General features: G+C 57.9%; 8 protein-coding genes and 7 pseudogenes. 8 read left to right on the forward strand and 7 right to left on the reverse strand.

Annotated elements, in window-relative coordinates; translation table 11 throughout:
- Nucleotides 1-184 precede the first annotated feature (184 nt).
- Nucleotides 185-1108: an IS5 family transposase gene (locus tag SOPEG_RS13055; RefSeq protein ID WP_025245685.1), complete on the reverse strand. Its 924-nt coding sequence runs from the start codon at nt 1106-1108 to the stop codon at nt 185-187.
- Nucleotides 1109-1301: 193 nt separating this feature from the next.
- Here SOPEG_RS13055 and ydgH point away from each other — a divergent pair, with 193 nt between their 5' ends.
- Nucleotides 1302-2255 (forward strand): DUF1471 family protein YdgH, encoded by a 954-nt coding sequence (gene ydgH, locus SOPEG_RS13060; RefSeq protein ID WP_025245686.1) that lies wholly within the window; start codon nt 1302-1304, stop codon nt 2253-2255.
- A gap of 147 nt (nt 2256-2402) precedes the next feature.
- Here ydgH and SOPEG_RS13065 read toward each other — a convergent pair whose 3' ends face one another.
- Nucleotides 2403-2828, reverse strand: coding sequence for a hypothetical protein (locus SOPEG_RS13065; RefSeq protein ID WP_025245687.1), 426 nt, complete (start codon nt 2826-2828; stop codon nt 2403-2405).
- A 276-nt stretch (nt 2829-3104) separates the two neighbouring features.
- Between SOPEG_RS13065 and rstA the strand changes: the two are divergent.
- The 5 genes and pseudogenes from rstA (at nt 3105) to SOPEG_RS13085 (ending at nt 6960) form a co-directional block, all read left to right on the forward strand.
- Nucleotides 3105-3832: pseudogene (rstA, locus tag SOPEG_RS13070) on the forward strand (two-component system response regulator RstA).
- Nucleotides 3829-5127, forward strand: a pseudogene (gene rstB, locus SOPEG_RS13075) (two-component system sensor histidine kinase RstB). The pseudogenes rstA and rstB overlap by 4 nt, the downstream one beginning before the upstream one ends.
- A 351-nt stretch (nt 5128-5478) precedes the next feature.
- Entirely contained in the window at nt 5479-5793 is a 315-nt protein-coding gene (gene asr, locus SOPEG_RS13080; RefSeq protein WP_025245688.1) for an acid resistance repetitive basic protein Asr, read from the forward strand.
- Nucleotides 5794-5933: 140 nt separating this feature from the next.
- A complete protein-coding gene (ydgU, locus tag SOPEG_RS31200) occupies nt 5934-6014 on the forward strand; it encodes a small membrane protein YdgU (protein ID WP_470252319.1) in 81 nt (26 codons plus the stop codon).
- A 146-nt stretch (nt 6015-6160) separates the two neighbouring features.
- Nucleotides 6161-6960: pseudogene (locus SOPEG_RS13085) on the forward strand (trypsin-like serine peptidase).
- Between the two features lie 51 nt (nt 6961-7011).
- On the opposite strand, the pseudogene hrpA reads toward SOPEG_RS13085, so the two are convergent.
- Nucleotides 7012-10827: pseudogene (gene hrpA, locus SOPEG_RS30910) on the reverse strand (ATP-dependent RNA helicase HrpA).
- A gap of 269 nt (nt 10828-11096) precedes the next feature.
- Here hrpA and SOPEG_RS13095 point away from each other — a divergent pair.
- Nucleotides 11097-11519 (forward strand): annotated as a pseudogene (locus tag SOPEG_RS13095) (NAD(P)H-dependent oxidoreductase); the annotation flags it as partial.
- Between the two features lie 13 nt (nt 11520-11532).
- Here SOPEG_RS13095 and SOPEG_RS30915 read toward each other — a convergent pair.
- From SOPEG_RS30915 to SOPEG_RS26435, 4 genes and pseudogenes are all read right to left on the reverse strand, one after another.
- Nucleotides 11533-11691: pseudogene (locus SOPEG_RS30915) on the reverse strand (YnbE family lipoprotein); the annotation flags it as partial.
- An 8-nt stretch (nt 11692-11699) separates the two neighbouring features.
- Nucleotides 11700-12743 (reverse strand): intermembrane phospholipid transport protein YdbH family protein, encoded by a 1044-nt coding sequence (locus SOPEG_RS31205; RefSeq protein WP_081743009.1) that lies wholly within the window; start codon nt 12741-12743, stop codon nt 11700-11702.
- A 33-nt stretch (nt 12744-12776) separates the two neighbouring features.
- The gene (locus SOPEG_RS31210) at nt 12777-12902 is read right to left on the reverse strand and encodes a hypothetical protein (RefSeq protein ID WP_470250545.1); all 126 of its coding nucleotides are present in this window, start codon (nt 12900-12902) and stop codon (nt 12777-12779) included.
- On the reverse strand, nt 12892-13971 hold the full coding sequence (locus SOPEG_RS26435; RefSeq protein ID WP_470252320.1) for an intermembrane phospholipid transport protein YdbH family protein: 1080 nt from the start codon (nt 13969-13971) through the stop codon (nt 12892-12894). Before SOPEG_RS26435 ends, SOPEG_RS31210 begins: the two co-directional genes overlap by 11 nt.
- 283 nt (nt 13972-14254) lie before the next feature.
- On the opposite strand from SOPEG_RS26435, the pseudogene SOPEG_RS13105 reads away from it, so the two are divergent.
- Nucleotides 14255-15242 (forward strand): annotated as a pseudogene (locus SOPEG_RS13105) (2-hydroxyacid dehydrogenase).
- Nucleotides 15243-15280: the final 38 nt, after the last annotated feature.

Below are 15280 nucleotides of genomic sequence, written 5' to 3' on the forward strand. Positions count from 1 at the left end.
CGGGCCGCCGCCCGGGAAATCCAGCAGGCGTCAACTACTAACCTACTTAAATTAAGATAAGTGGTCTATGTTTTGTGCCGGTTAATTACGTTTTGGGATAAAAATCCCGCCGCATTCAGGTCGTTAAACGCTTTGTTGAATAAATCCGAAATTTGTGACGACTTCCTCCCTATCAGGGCGATTGTTACATGATGCGGACGCTGTTTGGCATTCCTAACAGCGTGATCCGGTTAAGCGCTTTGACCATTGCCATAGCCTCACCTACCTGCGCGTCATAGTCATGCAGACTCAGATGACCACCCAGAAGTGTTTTAAACCGGAACATGGCCGTTTCAGCCAGTGAACGCCGGTGATAACCTACTTTCTTTTTCCAGGTATCGTTATTGCCGCTCAGATGCTGATTTGCCACCGCATGGTTACGCTCATGGTATCGAGCTGGCCAATATTGCGCACCACTTCGCGGTGGGATAAGCGGCTTTATTTTTTTCCTCAGCAGAGCATCATGACAGTAATGCGTATCGTAAGCACTGTCAGCCGACGCTTCCCTGATTTTCCGGTGGGTTTGGTTAATCAGCCCGGGCAGCGCCTGCGCATCTATCGTACCGCTTAGCGATAAATCGGCACAGATAATTTCATGTGTCGCGCTATCTACTGCCAGATGAAGCTTGCGCCATACTCTGCGCCTCTCAGCCCCATGCTGCCTGACTTTCCATTCGCCTTCGCCGAAGATTCTCAGGCCGGTGCCATCGATGACCAGGTGTGAGATTTCGCCGCGGGTTGGCGTTTTTATGCTGATGTCAACGATTTTTGCTCGCCGGCTGACCAGAGAGTAATCTGGGCAGCGCAGCGACAGCCCCATCAGTTTAAAAATCGCGTCAACGAAACCCTGTAACGCCCGGAGCGAAAGATTAAACACGCGCTTTATCATCAGAACCGTGGTAATGGCCATATCGGTGTAGTGAAGCGGCCGGCCACGATGTTCAGGTGGTGTACTCTCAGTCCATGCAGCAATGGCTGACTCATCAAGCCATACTGTCAGGTCCTCCCGCTGCCTGAACGCATTGTTGTATGCGGGCCAGTTGGTGATTTTAAACTTTTGCTTTGCCATGGGGACCTGATGTTGAAACGAATGTAGTGATCATAGCCGCCAGTCACCTAAAAGTTCGATTTATTCAACAAAGCCGTCGTTAAAAGCAAATGTTGTCAATCGTCACATGAAATGCTGAGACAGTTGCCATTATTACATGCCATAATCGGCGCCTAATCTGTTATACATCAACAGTTCAGCACATTTTGCGTGTATGAAGCTGAAGAAGACACTATTGATATCGGCGTTAATGACTTTACTGACCTTTAGCGCGCAAGCGGCGCAGGAGCTTTCGCCGGAAAAGGCCGCCAGTTTGCAGCCTTTTGAACGTATTAATATCACCGGTCGGTTTAACGCCATTAACGATGCCGCCGCCGCGGTTTCGCGCCGCGCGGACCAGGTTGGCGCCGCGGCGTTTTACGTGGTCAATATCAATGACGCCACCAACAGCGGCAACTGGCGCGTCACCGCCGATCTGTATCGTCAAGATGCGCCCCCCGCCTCCACCGAGACGCAGTACCGAGTATTCAATGGCGTCAAGGAGCTACCGCGCACCGAGGCCAATTTACTGGAGCCTTATGATACCATATCGGTTAACGGTTTTTATCGCAACCAGCCGGAAATCAATGACGCCATTTCCAAAGCGGCTAAAGCCAAAGGCGCCAACTCCTACTATATTGTGCGCCAGATAAACGCCAATCAGGGCGGAAACCAGTTTGCCACCGCCTTTATTTATCGAGCGGATGCGCCGAAGCGCGTAGTGCAGAGCCCGGACAAGATCCCGGCCAACTCCGAAGCCGGTAAAACGGCGCTGGCCGCCGGGGGTGCCGCGGCCGCCAATGTGGAAATTCCGGGCGTCGCTTCGTTAGAGTCCCCCAGCAGTAAAGTTGGCCGCTTCTTTGAGACGCAATCCACCCGCGGCACGCTTTACACCGTCACCTTACCCGACGGTACCAAGATTCAAGAAGTTAACAACATCACCGCGGCACAAATGGTCCCGTTTGACTCCATCAGCTTTACCGGCCATTTCAATAGCTCAACCGATATTTCAACCGAAACCGCGCGACGTGCGGCGAAGAAAGGCGCCAAGTTTTATCACATTACGCGCCAGTGGCAGCAGAACCAGAGCGGCAGTAACCTGACCATCAGCGCCGACCTGTTTAAATAAGGGCGCGCGTAGCCTGAGTGCCTGCCGTGTAGAGGTAATTTCACCGTAGATGTGCCGCGCGCGCCAGGCGCCGGGGGTTATTGTCGCCCTAGCCCCTGGCACCCGAAGACAGGCGGCGCAGACGTTAGTCAGATCAAGGCGCGCGTTTCAGGCCGAGGTGGCGGCGTTAGGGATAGGCAGACGTATAAGCAGCCGCTCATCTTGTTGGGTGAGTTGCAGCGGTGAGCCAACTTCCTGGCGGATCTGCGCCAGTTGCTCCCCTTCGAGAGCGTAAGGCAATTGAATATCAAAGCGGGTCAGCCCCTGCTGGCCGGCAAGCGTGATTAGCCGGATAATATTCGTTTCATCATTCACCTGGGTTGAAAGAACCTGCAACGCCAACGCTTTCAGCTTCTCCTGATCGGTCTGGCTACTCGCCGCGGCCTTGCGCGTGACCATGCCGAAAATGGGAATAACGCCGTATATCGCGTCGATGAAGCTCCAGCGTTTCTTACAGCTCGCGGAGAGATAATCCGTGTAATCGAAGCAAAAGGCTTCACCCTGCTCGGCATTTGCAAACTGAGGTTTGCTCATCTCGCCCGTTCCTCTCTAAACCGTTTGGCGCCGCTCGCCTTTCGCCCGTTTCGCACTATATCATAACGGTCGGGATAATAGGTGCTAAGCCGCATCGGCAAGTGCTAAAAGTTGACATGGTCACGCGCAATCGCCCCCTCTTTGTCAACATTTGTGGCCGGGATCTCACCTTTATTGCTGTTAACAAATCATTTATCCCGGCACGTGGCGTCGAGGCGCGAGTGGCGGTATGCTCTGGGCGGGGATGTTGGCGTTGGAAAGCGGTGAAGTCTATTGATGAACAAGATCGTATATGTAGAAGACGATAGCGAAGTCGACACTCTGATAGCCGCCAGGCTGGGTAAGCACGACTTCGAGGTGATTGTGGAGCCGCGCGGCAACCCGGCGCTGGAGGTTATCGAGGCGCCCGCGCCCGATCTGGTGCTGCTGGATATCTTGTTGCCCGGCAAAGACGGTATGACGCTGTGCCGGGATTTACGTCCCTGCTACGCGGGCCCTATCGTCTTGTTGACCTCGCTGGACAGCGATATGAATCATGTGCTGGCGCTGGAGATGGGCGCCAACGATTATATTCTTAAAACGACGCCGCCCGCGGTGTTGCTGGCCCGAGTACGGCTGCATTTGCGCCAGAATAGCGGCGCGGCGCGCGCGCCTGCGTCCCCCGCCGCCGCGAGCACCGCCAGCGTGCTGCACTTTGGTCAACTGAGTATCGACGCCATCAATCGTCAGGTGATCCTCGACGGCCACACCGTTTTGCTCTCCACGGCGGACTTTGAACTGCTCTGGGAGCTCGCCTGCCATGCCGGGCAGATAATGGATCGCGAGGCGCTGCTGAAAAAGCTGCGCGGCGTCAGTTATGACGGCCTGGACCGCAGCATCGACGTGGCGATATCCCGTCTGCGTAAAAAGCTCGACGACAGCGCCCTTGAGCCGTTTCGTATTAAAACCATCCGCAATAAGGCTATTTGTTAGCCCCCAACGCCTGGGACCGCACCCGGCCATGAGAAAGCTCTTTATCCAGTTCTACCTGCTTTTGTTCGTTTGCTTTCTGATCATGACGCTATTGGTGGGACTGGTCTACAAAGTCACCGCCGAGCGCGCCGGCCGCAAATCCCTTGATCATTTGATGAAAAGCTCGCTTTATCTGATGAAAAGTGAACTGCGCGCCATCCCGCCGCGCGACTGGAACAAAACCATCAACCATCTTGATCTCAATTTGTCGTTCAAGTTGCATATCGAGTCGATGAAAAAATTCCGCCTACGGCCGGATTCGGACCGGCGTTTACGGCGTGGCGAAATCATCGCCTTTGATGATGAATACACCTTTATCCAGCGTATTCCGCGCAGTAATTACGTGCTGGCGGTCGGGCCGATCCCCTATTTATTCTTTCTGCACGAGATGCGCCTGCTGGATTTGGCGCTACTGGTCATGATAGGCCTGTCGCTGGCCTTTCCGGTATTCGTCTGGATGCGCCCGCACTGGCAGGACATGCTGAAGCTGGAGCTGGCCGCGCAGCGTCTCGGCCAGGGCCATCTCAATGAGCGTACCCATTTTGACAGCGCCTCCAGTCTCTATCGGCTGGGTATCGCTTTCAACCAAATGGCGGATAGCGTCAATACGCTCATCGCCAGTAAAAAACGGCTTATCGACGGCATCGCCCACGAGCTGCGAACGCCGCTGGTACGCTTGCGCTACCGGCTGGCGATGAGCGAAGGCGTGGCCCCGGATGAGCAAGAACGTCTGAATCATGACATTGCCCAGTTGGAGGGGCTTATCGATGAGCTGTTGACGTTCGCCCGGCTCGACCGGCCGCAGGTGGTGCTTAATCTGACCGCCTTTGATCTACCGCGCTGGCTCGGCGAGAAAATCGAGGATATGCGCACCCTGCATCCGGAGCACGCTATTGCGCAGGAGGTCCCCGCCGGGGGAGATTTCGGTCCCCTGGATGAACGGCTTACCGAACGAGTGCTGGATAATCTGGTAAACAACACGCTGCGCTACAGCCGTCAAAGCATCAGCATCCGTCTCGGCTAGCAGGGCGACTGGGGATATCTGCAGGTCGATGATGACGGCCCGGGGATTCCGGCGGCAGAACGCGAACGGATTTTCGAGCCCTTTGTCCGCCTGGATCCAAGCCGCGATCGCACCACCGGCGGCTGCGGCCTGGGGTTGGCCATCGTTCACTCCATCGCCCTCGCCTATGGTGGCGAGATTAGCGTCGGCGAAAGCCATCTGGGCGGCGCCCGTTTTCTGTTCCGCTGGCCGCTCAAATCGGCGGCCGCTTTCCCACACGGTTAGTCTAGCCCGCTCTGCTCTGATGCGTTGTTTTAGCGGTAGCGTCTGCCGAGGGGTAAAAATGATTCAAACCCATCGTATGTTGTAACTAATATCCGCTATGACTTTCGAGCCCACGGTAGCATGCTTCCCCTCAGCCGGCGGCCAAGGCGTGGCGGCAGCGGAAGGTGACGTCGGATATGACTGCCTAACCTCAAGGCGTGATCTCCCAGAGTCATAGTGACCCGCACGTCGTACAAACGGTTACAGAGCGATACCATTCACTTACTTACAACGCGCGCGCCTTCTCCTAAACTTCCGTCATCGGCCCCGACTCGGGGTTGTCACCGAAACCGCAATGCTGAGGATATGATAATGAAAAAAATTTTCGCACTGATTGTTGCCGCCACCATGGGATTGTCAAGCGCAGCTTTCGCCGCTGATACCACCACCGCACCGGCCGCCGGCAGCAGCAGCACCCAAACGGCGCCGGCAAAAACCATGCATCACGTCAAAAAACACAAAAAAGCCAAGAAAACCGCACCGGCACAAACTGCTCAGGCGGCTAAGAAACCCGTTAAGAAGCATAAAAAAGTTGCAGCCACCCAAACTGCCCAGGCCGCGAAGAAACACGTGAAAAAACACACCAAAGCCGCGCCGAAAGCCGCTGCCGCCACGCCTGCCGCTTAATTGAGGTAACCCCTGCCGACCGGCGGTTACTCCCCCTCACCGCCGCGCTCGGCCAGGGTCTTCGCGGGCCTGGTCCGCGGAAAATCGCTCTACCGCGACACCCGGAATTCCGGGTGTCGCTTTATTAGGGTCCGGTCTATATGCTGCGACGTTATCGCTATGAAATTATTCTGGGCGTCTTGATCCTCTGCGCGCTAATTAGTACGTCATTCTACCTCTGACTACCCGACAGACGGACAGCCTACGGCAGGCTGCCTTTAGCCGACTGAAACACAACGTTTTTTACTCTCCTTAGTGACTATTATCGGCTATAGTGAGTAAACGCCGCACGGATGAATCTCGAGATAATCATAAGGCACGTCTTTCTATGCGTATTGCGCCATTGCTGGTGTTATTGGTCACGATGATCCCTTTGTCCCGCGCCGCCGCCGCATTGAGCGACGAGCAGCGCACGCTTTTCTTCGGCCACGACCAACGTCAGGCCATTATGGATCCCACCGGTTGGCCGTGGCAGGCTATTGGCCAGGTGGAAACCGCCAGCGGCAATTTGTGTACCGCCACGCTTATCTCTGCGCATCTGGCGTTGACGGCCGGCCATTGTGTGCTGACGCCGCCGTTATGTTACGTTTTGTCGCCGACCACCAGCGCTGGCGCTATCAGACCAGCGCGATCGAAACACTGGTCTCCTCTTCGCTAGGCAAACGATTGAAACCCGCCGGGGATAGCTGGGTGGTACCACCGTCGGCGGCCGGGGAAGATTTTGCGTTAATTCGCCTGAAACAGGCTTTCACGGCATTAAAGCCGCTGCCGCTTTGGGAAGGCGATCGCGAAGAGTTAACCTTACAGTTGAAACAAGCAGAACGGCACGTTACGCAGGCCGGTTATCCCGAGGATCATCTCGATACGCTCTATCGCCATGAAAACTGTCAGATTACCGGCTGGGCGCAGCGTGCGGTGCCATCGCACCGCTGCGACACGCTGCCTGGCGACAGCGGCTCGCCGCTCATGCTCTATACCTTGACCGGCTGGCGATTGATAGCCATCCAAAGTTCGGCGCCTCTGACGAAAGACCGCTACCGGGCCGATAACCGCGCGTTGGCTATTACCGCGATTCGCGACCAACTGACGCAACTCAGCGCCGGGGAGCGGAATAAGCCGGCGCCCTAAGCGCCGGCACCTTTAACGCACGGTTTACGGCTGAATAAGATCCATGGCCTGCTAAATGCGTTTTTCCGAGACGGGGGGCGGCGTCCCCAGCTGTTGGGCAAAAAAGCTGACCCTGAGCTCTTCAATCATCCAACGAATGTCCGCCACAGCCTCCTCTTCTCGCCGGGCGGCCGGGAGTTTGGCCAACCATTGCCGCCACGCCTGCTCTGCTGCACCGCTTCCACTTTCAGCATCTGCGCACGGTCCCGATGCGGATCGATGGCCAATTTATCCAGGCGGCGTTCGATGGCGCGCAAATAGCGTAAAATGTCCGCCAGCCGCCGCTCGCGGTGACAAAGCCGCGGTACACCAGGCCGTCGAGCTGGCTTTTGATATCGGACATCGCCAGCGCCAGGCTAAGATCGACTTTCCCTTTCAGCCGCTTATTGATGGCGAACACCACGCTTAGAATTTGCTCCACCAGACTGGCGATGTCGACCACCACCGGGTTAAGATGGCCGCGCACATGCTCTTGTAGCCGCAAATAGTCCTGCTCCTGCCACACCAGCCCGCCCTGTTCCGCCATCAGTTTATCCACGCCGCAGCTGATACAATCGTCTATCAGCTCCAGCACCTTGCCGTAAGGATTGAAATAGAGCCCCAGTTTGGCTTTATTGGGCAATTTTTCATGCAGATATTTGATCGGCGAGGGAATATTGAGCAGCAGCAGGCGGCGTACGCCCTGCCACATGGCCCGCCGCTGCTGCTCTTCGGTCTCAAACAGCCTGATGGCGACGCTTTGCCGCTCGTCCACCAGCGCCGGCCAAGCCATAAGCCGATAGCCGCCCTTTTTCTGCTCAAACCGCTGCGGTAGGGAGCCGAAATGCCAACTTTGCACATTCTCCTGCTCCAGCCCTTCCTCCGCTACCGCCGCCAGGGTCTGCTGAACGCTGTCTTTAAGCTGGGCTTTCAGACTGTCCAGATCTTTGCCCTCGGCCAGGGTTTTTTGTTGCTCATCCACCACCCGGAAGGTCATTTTCACATGATCGGGCACCTGGTCCAGTTGCCAGGCCTCTCGCTCGATGGTCACGCCGCTCATGCGCCGCAGTTCGCACTCCAGGGCGTCCAGCAGCCGCGTGTCGCCGGCCGTCACACGCTCAAGGAAAGCCTCGGCATAATTCGGCGCCGGAACAAAGTTACGCCGTAACGGTTTAGGAAGCGATTTAATCAGCGCAATCACCAACTCCCGCCGTATGCCGGGAATTTGCCAGTCAAACCCCTGCGGCGAAACTTGATTCAGCAGCGGCAGCGGGATATGCACCGTGACGCCGTCGGCATCGCTGCCCGGTTCAAACTGGTAACTCAGCCGCAGTTTCAGGCTGCCCTGGCGCCAAGTATTAGGATAGTCAACCGCACTGATGGCTTCCGCCCCCGCGCGTACCAGCATGGTTTTTTCAAAATTGAGCCGCTCGGGATCGGCCTTCTGCATCCGCTGCCACCAGCTATCGAAATGGCGCGCCGATACCACCTCTTCACCGATACGCCCGTCGTAAAACGCGAACAGCGTTTCATCGTCCACCAAAATATCCCGGCGCCGGGATTTATGCTCCAGCTCCTCAACCTCATCGAGCAGCCGCCGGTTGGCGCGGAAAAAGGGATGACGGGTCTGCCAATCCCCTTCCACCAGCGCATGGCGAATAAACAGCGCGCGGCAAAGCGCCGGATCAATGGCGCCATAGTTGACCTTCCGGCCGATGACGATGGGCAGCCCCAGAAGCGTCACCCGTTCCGCGGCCATGACCGCGCCGGCGGCCTTCTCCCAATGGGGTTCGCTGTAACTGCGTTTCACCAGGTGATGCGCCAGCGGCTCTATCCACTTCGGTTCGATGCGGGCGGCAAAATCCGGCCCCATAGCCGGCTGGTTTCCACCAGCTCCGCGACCATGGTCCATTTGGGCGGTTTTTTGAACAACGCAGAGCCGGGATAAAGCGCGAAACGGGCATTGCGGGTACCGGTGTACTCCGGTTTATCGGTGTCTTTTTGTCCAATATGGGACAATAAGCCGGTCAACAGCGCGCTATGCAGCGACCGATAATCGGCGGGTTGGGCATTGATCGGCAGGCCCAGAGTTTTAACGGTCTGGCGCAGTTGGGTATAGACGTCCTGCCATTCCCGCACGCGCAAATAGCTGAGAAAATCCACCCGGCACTGGCGGCGCAACTGGCTGGAGGATAATGCTTTTTGCTGCGTCTGGAGGTAATCCCACAAATTGACAAAAGCGAGAAAATCAGACTCTTTGTCCGCGAAGCGGCGGGGCTTTTCATCCGATGCCTGCTTTTTGTCCATGGGCCGTTCGCGCGGATCCTGGATAGACAGCGCGGCAGCGATAATCATCACCTCACGCACGCAGCCGCCGCTGCGGGCCGCAAGTACCATGCGCGCCAGGCGCGGATCCAGCGGCAACTGGGCCAATTGCCGGCCAAGGGGACTCAGGCGATATCCCTCGGCCGTTTCGCCCTCCAGCGCGCCCAGTTCTTCCAGTAGCCGAACGCCATCCTGGATATGACGCTTATCGGGGGCTTCCACAAACGGAAACGCAGCGATATCACCGAGCCCCTGCGCCGTCATTTGCAGTATGACGGACGCCAAATGGGTGCGCAGTATTTCGGGGTCGGTAAAGGCCGGGCGCGAGAGAAAATCCTGCTCGGAATAGAGGCGGATACAGATACCTTCCGACACGCGGCCGCAGCGGCCTTTTCGCTGATTGGCCGACGCTTGGGAAATCGGCTCGATAGGCAAGCGCTGTACCTTGGTTCGGAAACTGTAACGGCTGATCCGCTCCGTACCGGGGTCAATGACGTATTTGATCCCTGGGACCGTCAGCGACGTTTCCGCCACGTTGGTCGCCAGCACGATGCGCCGCCCGGAATGGGATCGAAACACCCGATTCTGTTCGGCGTTAGATAAGCGCGCGTACAGGGGCAACACCTCGGTATGGGGCAAATTGAGCCGATTGAGGCCGTCGGCGGTATCGCGGATTTCCCGCTCGCCGCTCAAGAAAATCAGAATGTCTCCCGGCCCTTCTTTACCTAGTTCCTGCACCGCATCGTAGATGCCCTGAGCCTGATCCCCCTCGTCGTCCGTCTGTTCCGCCAGCGGGCGGTAGCGCACCTCCACCGGATAGGTGCGCCCGGAAACTTCAATAATCGGCGCGTGATGAAAGTGGCGCGAGAAGCGCTCCGGATCGATGGTGGCGGAGGTAATGATCACTTTCAAATCGGGTCGACGCGGCAGCAACTGATACAGATAGCCGAGAATAAAATCGATATTGAGGCTGCGCTCGTGGGCTTCGTCAATAATCAGCGTGTCGTACTGCAGCAACAGGCGATCCTGCTGGATCTCCGCGAGCAGTATGCCGTCGGTCATCAGCTTCACCAGAGTATTGTCGCCAATTTGATCGTTGAACCGCACCTTGTAGCCGACGGCGCCCCCGAGCGGGGTCTCCAGTTCGCCGGCGATACGATCGGCCACGCTGCGCGCCGCCAGCCTTCGCGGCTGCGTATGGCCGATCATGCCGGTAACGCCCCGCCCGAGCGCCAGACAGATTTTTGGCAGCTGCGTGGTTTTACCTGAACCGGTTTCACCCGCCACGATGACCACTTGATGGTCCCATACCGCCTCAAGAATCGCCTGACGTTTCTGGCTGACGGGTAAATTTTCTGGGTAAGTGATGAAGGGCACGGCCGCGCGGCGGTCCAGCACCCGCTGCCGCGAAGCGGCAATGGCGGTTTCCATTTCCCGCTGCCAGCGTTGCTGCTGCTCGCCGGACAACGGCCGTTTTGCGGCGCCCCGCAGGAGGCGTTTAAGCACCGTTTTGTCGCGGATCATGACATCGTCCAGCGTGGCGGTCAGTGCCGCAAGGGGTGAATTCACGTTGTCTTTCCTCTACCTGCGGCCGGACGTGCGCGCCCGGCCAGCCGTTCTCTTCAACTTATTATTGGCCCCCATTCTACCATAATCCGGCGCGGCACCCGAGGGTTCCCGGTATTGTTCAGTATTTTCGAATGAACAACTCGAATTATTGCGCTTTCACCCCGGCGCTAAGTTGCCTAGAGTAAACGTCAGGTTGTTGAACCCGTCTTCATTAAGGAATACCCATGAGCAAAGTTTTGGTAGTCAAGTCCAGTATTCTGGCCACCTTTTCCCAATCGAATCCGTTGGCTGACCATTTCATTGAGCAGTGGCGCCAGCAGCATTCAGGCGACGAGATTACCGTGCGCAATTTGGGCGCCGAGCCGGTCCCGGAGCTGGATGGTGAACTGGTCGGGGCGCTACGTCCTTCCGACGCCACCTTAACCCCGCGTCAGCAGCAGACGCTGGAATTATCCGACGCGCTGATGAATGAATTGCAGGATAATGATGTGCTGGTGTTGACCGCGCCTATGTACAACTTCGCGATCCCCAGCCAGTTGAAAAACTACTTCGATTTGATCGCCCGCGCCGGCGTGACCTTCCGCTACAGCGAACAGGGTCCGGAAGGATTGGTAAAAAACAAACGCGCGCTGATGTCTCGGATGCGGCCCGATCGCGATTTAGCAGCGCCTCGCTTTGCGGGTCGGCCTTTATGAGGATATCGTGCTCGACCTTGACTTTGATGTTAATGGTTATCGGCGCGGTCGGCGTGGCGATTTCAATACGCGGTACGCACTGCGTAAAAAGCAACGGCGACAGTAGCGCAATCAGGCTCTTGATCTAATGCATTAAGGCTCCCCTTCGGCAGGTGCTTCGGCGGCCGCCTGTTTTTCCAATAGTTGTTCCACCCGGCCGCCGAAGCGCAAACTACGCCACAGCTGCCAAATATTTTCCTGATGCGAGTAATTAAGGCGCACCGCGCGCCGCGCGGAGGCGTGGGCGCCCGTTCCGGCAATGTTGGCGTCGAGAGTCAGGTCTCCCGCGCGGCGGAGATTCAACGTGGCGCGTAGCCGGCTGATTTCCATATAGCGCAGCCAATCAACGTCGGCGGCGGTGGCGAAATCGCGGGCGGCGAGCGCGTCGGCGAACTGGGGATCCAGACGCAATGTCATCAAATTATCGCTGGCAATCCAACCGCAGGGGATAAGCTGGCTCGCATCATCAAGCAACAGCGGCAGCTCGCCGCTTACCTGCCCGGACATGGCGAACTGTTTGGGTTTTAACGCGGTGATAAGCTCGCTCATTTCCACACCCTGCACCTTCAGCACCGCTGGCGCGTGCTGCGGCAGCCGCAGCGGGGTTAAAGATACTTGACCGCCAAGAGTTTTCAACGTCATGTGGGTTAAGGTGAGCGGATGGTCGTCATCAAAGGGATAGAAACCTTTCAGGCCGGTATCCAGCTCACGCAAGGCTATAGAGGAGATGATTTCATCGATGTGCAATGCAGCCGGCTGGCGGATCCCTAACTGCCAACGGCTTTGCGCCAGGCGGTAGGATAGCGACAGCCGAACGCCGACCAAACGGCTGTTGCCGTACCAGAGATCCCCCCCGGTCAGCACACCGTGACCGCCGGCGATAAAGCCTTGATCCGCCGAGGCGGAAAAGGCGCTCTGCGCATAAAATTCGCCCTGGCGCCGCCGGATGCCCACGAACACCCGTAGCGGCTGTTTCGGCCACCAGGCCTGGCCGCGCAGCCGCGCCCCGTCCCAACGCCCATTCAATTGCACGGGCCCCAGCGCGCCCGCCTGTAGCGTTCCACGCCAGCGCCAATTGTCTGGACTACGCCCGCTTAGCGCCAGCGTCAACCGCGGGGCGGGCATCGATAAGACCATAGCGAAAACGATCCATTTCCCCCTGTGCCGCGCTCAGACGCAGAATGTGGTCCTGCCAGGCACCGCGACCGGCAATGCGCCAAACGGCCACTGCTCGCCATTACCCCACAGCCGCCAATCGCCGGCGTCGGGCCAGAAGTTCACCGCTTTACCGTCCAAATGCAGTGTAAAACGCCCATGGTTTCCGGCTCTGGCCTGTAAAATGGCCTGTAGCCGGCCGTTTCACCCCCACGGAGGACAGCTGAACACAGGCTAGGGGCAAACGCGCGCTATCGATGTCAAACACGTCCGACACGCCCCCGACCAGACGCAAAAGCGCGCCAGGCAACAAGGCAAGATACGGGGCGGTAACATCGCCGCGCAATTCGCCGGGGATAGCGGCATCCAGCGAAAGAGTGTTGTCATGTACCATGCCGTTGAGGCGAAACGGCAGGCGATTATCCGTCAGCCGCAGCGGGCCAGGACCGATATTCAACACCGCGTTGGCGCGCCCACGTAATCCCTGCGTCAGCACGTTGAGCCGCGCGCTGACGCCGAGGCCGGCCAGACCGTCGCGCCAGTCGGTCAGCGTCAGGGCAATTCCCCCCGCCAGCGCCTGGGTGGCGTAAGGCCAACGCCACCGTCCATCGCTCACCACCCACTCTCGCGCGGAAAGGCGCCACGGCAGATGCACCAGCGTCATGCCGTTCTGGCTATCGGTAATCGACAGCACACCCTGCTGTTGACGCCAGTTGAGATCAAAGGTAAGCGCCGTACCGTTCGCCAGGGTAAGGCCACCCTGCACGGCCCCGCGCTCGGGCAGCAGCCGGGCGCCGGGGGCCTGGGTGAGTTTCCCCTGTAAGACTACCGGCGCGGGAGCGGGCGCGCCGTTCAGGGACAGGCGCTCCAGGGTCAATTGGCGATCGTCAAGGGCCAGCTCGGCCGCCAGTTTATCGCTTTGATAAGCGAACCGGGTGCCTGGCCCCGCATGCGTCAGGGTCAGGCGGCCTGCCCACTCCTGCCAGGGGGCTACCGTCAGCCGGTCGATAAGCACGCTAAATGCCGGCAACCCTTGCCATTGCGCAAGCGGATCCCGTGCGGAGGTCGTTGACGTCGATTGGTCTACGCAGGCGGTGTCTAGACGCAGGTCGATGAAATGCAACCGCCAGGCGCCGGCGCGGCGGGTCAGATCGCCGCCGTCGCTGCGCAGCCAGACGCAATCGGGACGGCTAAGGCGAAAGGCCGGCAGCTGTACGGCGACCTATTGGCCAGCGTCGGTAACCAGCGCGGCAGGGTGAGCCATAGCGCGAGCAACAGCAGAAAGAGCAGCAATAACATCAGCGCAACATTGCGCAAGGGGCGGCGCAAAACGCCGAGCGGTATTAATGTCCGGGGCATGACAGTCCTTGTGGCTGACAAACCCGCCCACAATAACATATCCTACCAGAGGACTATATTGCCGATAACCGACGCCGCATTGTGCCTGTAATGGCCATCTGCTACGCTCGCCGGATTGTCAAGGAGACGAAATAATGAAAGTCGCTGTATACAGTACCAAAAATTACGATCATAAATATTTGTCCCAGGTTAATGAGGCGTTCGGCTTCGAGATGGAATATTTCGATTTCCTGTTAACGCCCCGCACCACCAAAACCGCCGAGGGCTGCAACGCGGTTTGCCTTTTCGTCAACGACGACGGCGGCCGGGAGGTGCTAGAGCAGTTGGCGGCGTTGGGCATCACCATCCTGGCGCTGCGCCGGCTTTAATAATGTCGATCTCGCGGCAGCGCGGGCGTTAGGCATTCAGGTGGTGCGGGTACCCGCCTATTCACCGGAAGCGGTGGCGGAGCATGCGGTGGGCATGATGATGTGTCTTAATCGGCGCATTCACCGGGCGTACCAGCGCACCCGCGATGCCAACTTTTCTCTTGAAGGGCTTATTGGTTTCAATATGCATCAGCGCACCGCCGGGATTATCGGCACCGGCAAGATAGGCGTCGCCGCAATGCGTATTTTGCGCGGATTCGGCATGCGGCTGCTGGCGTATGATCCCTATCCTAACCCCCAGGCGCTGGAGCTGGGCGCCGAATATGTGGATTTGCAGAGCCTCTATGCCGCCTCGGACGTCATTTCCCTCCATTGCCCGCTGACCCCGGAAAACCATCATCTGCCCAACCGCGCGGCCTTCGCGCAAATGAAAGATGGCGTCATGATCATCAATACCAGCCGCGGTGGCCTTATCGATTCCCAGGCGGCCATCGAGTCACTCAAAATGCAAAAGATTGGCGCGTTAGGGATGGATGTCTACGAAAACGAGCGCGATCTGTTTTTTGAGGATAAATCCAACGACGTCATACAGGATTATGTGTTCCGGCGGCTATCGGCATGCCATAACGTACTGTTCACCGGCCATCAGGCCTTCTTGACCGAAGAGGTGCTGACGCATATCGGCCAGACCACACTACAGAATATCCAACGGCTGGCGCGGGGAGAAGAATGCCCCAACCTCGTAAACGCGTAACGTCGGGCGCGCATAGCGTCGGCGTAGACGCCATCAAC

The sequence above is a fragment of the Candidatus Sodalis pierantonius str. SOPE genome, assembly GCF_000517405.1.
GTDB classification, from domain to species: Bacteria; Pseudomonadota; Gammaproteobacteria; order Enterobacterales; family Enterobacteriaceae; genus Sodalis_C; species Sodalis_C pierantonii.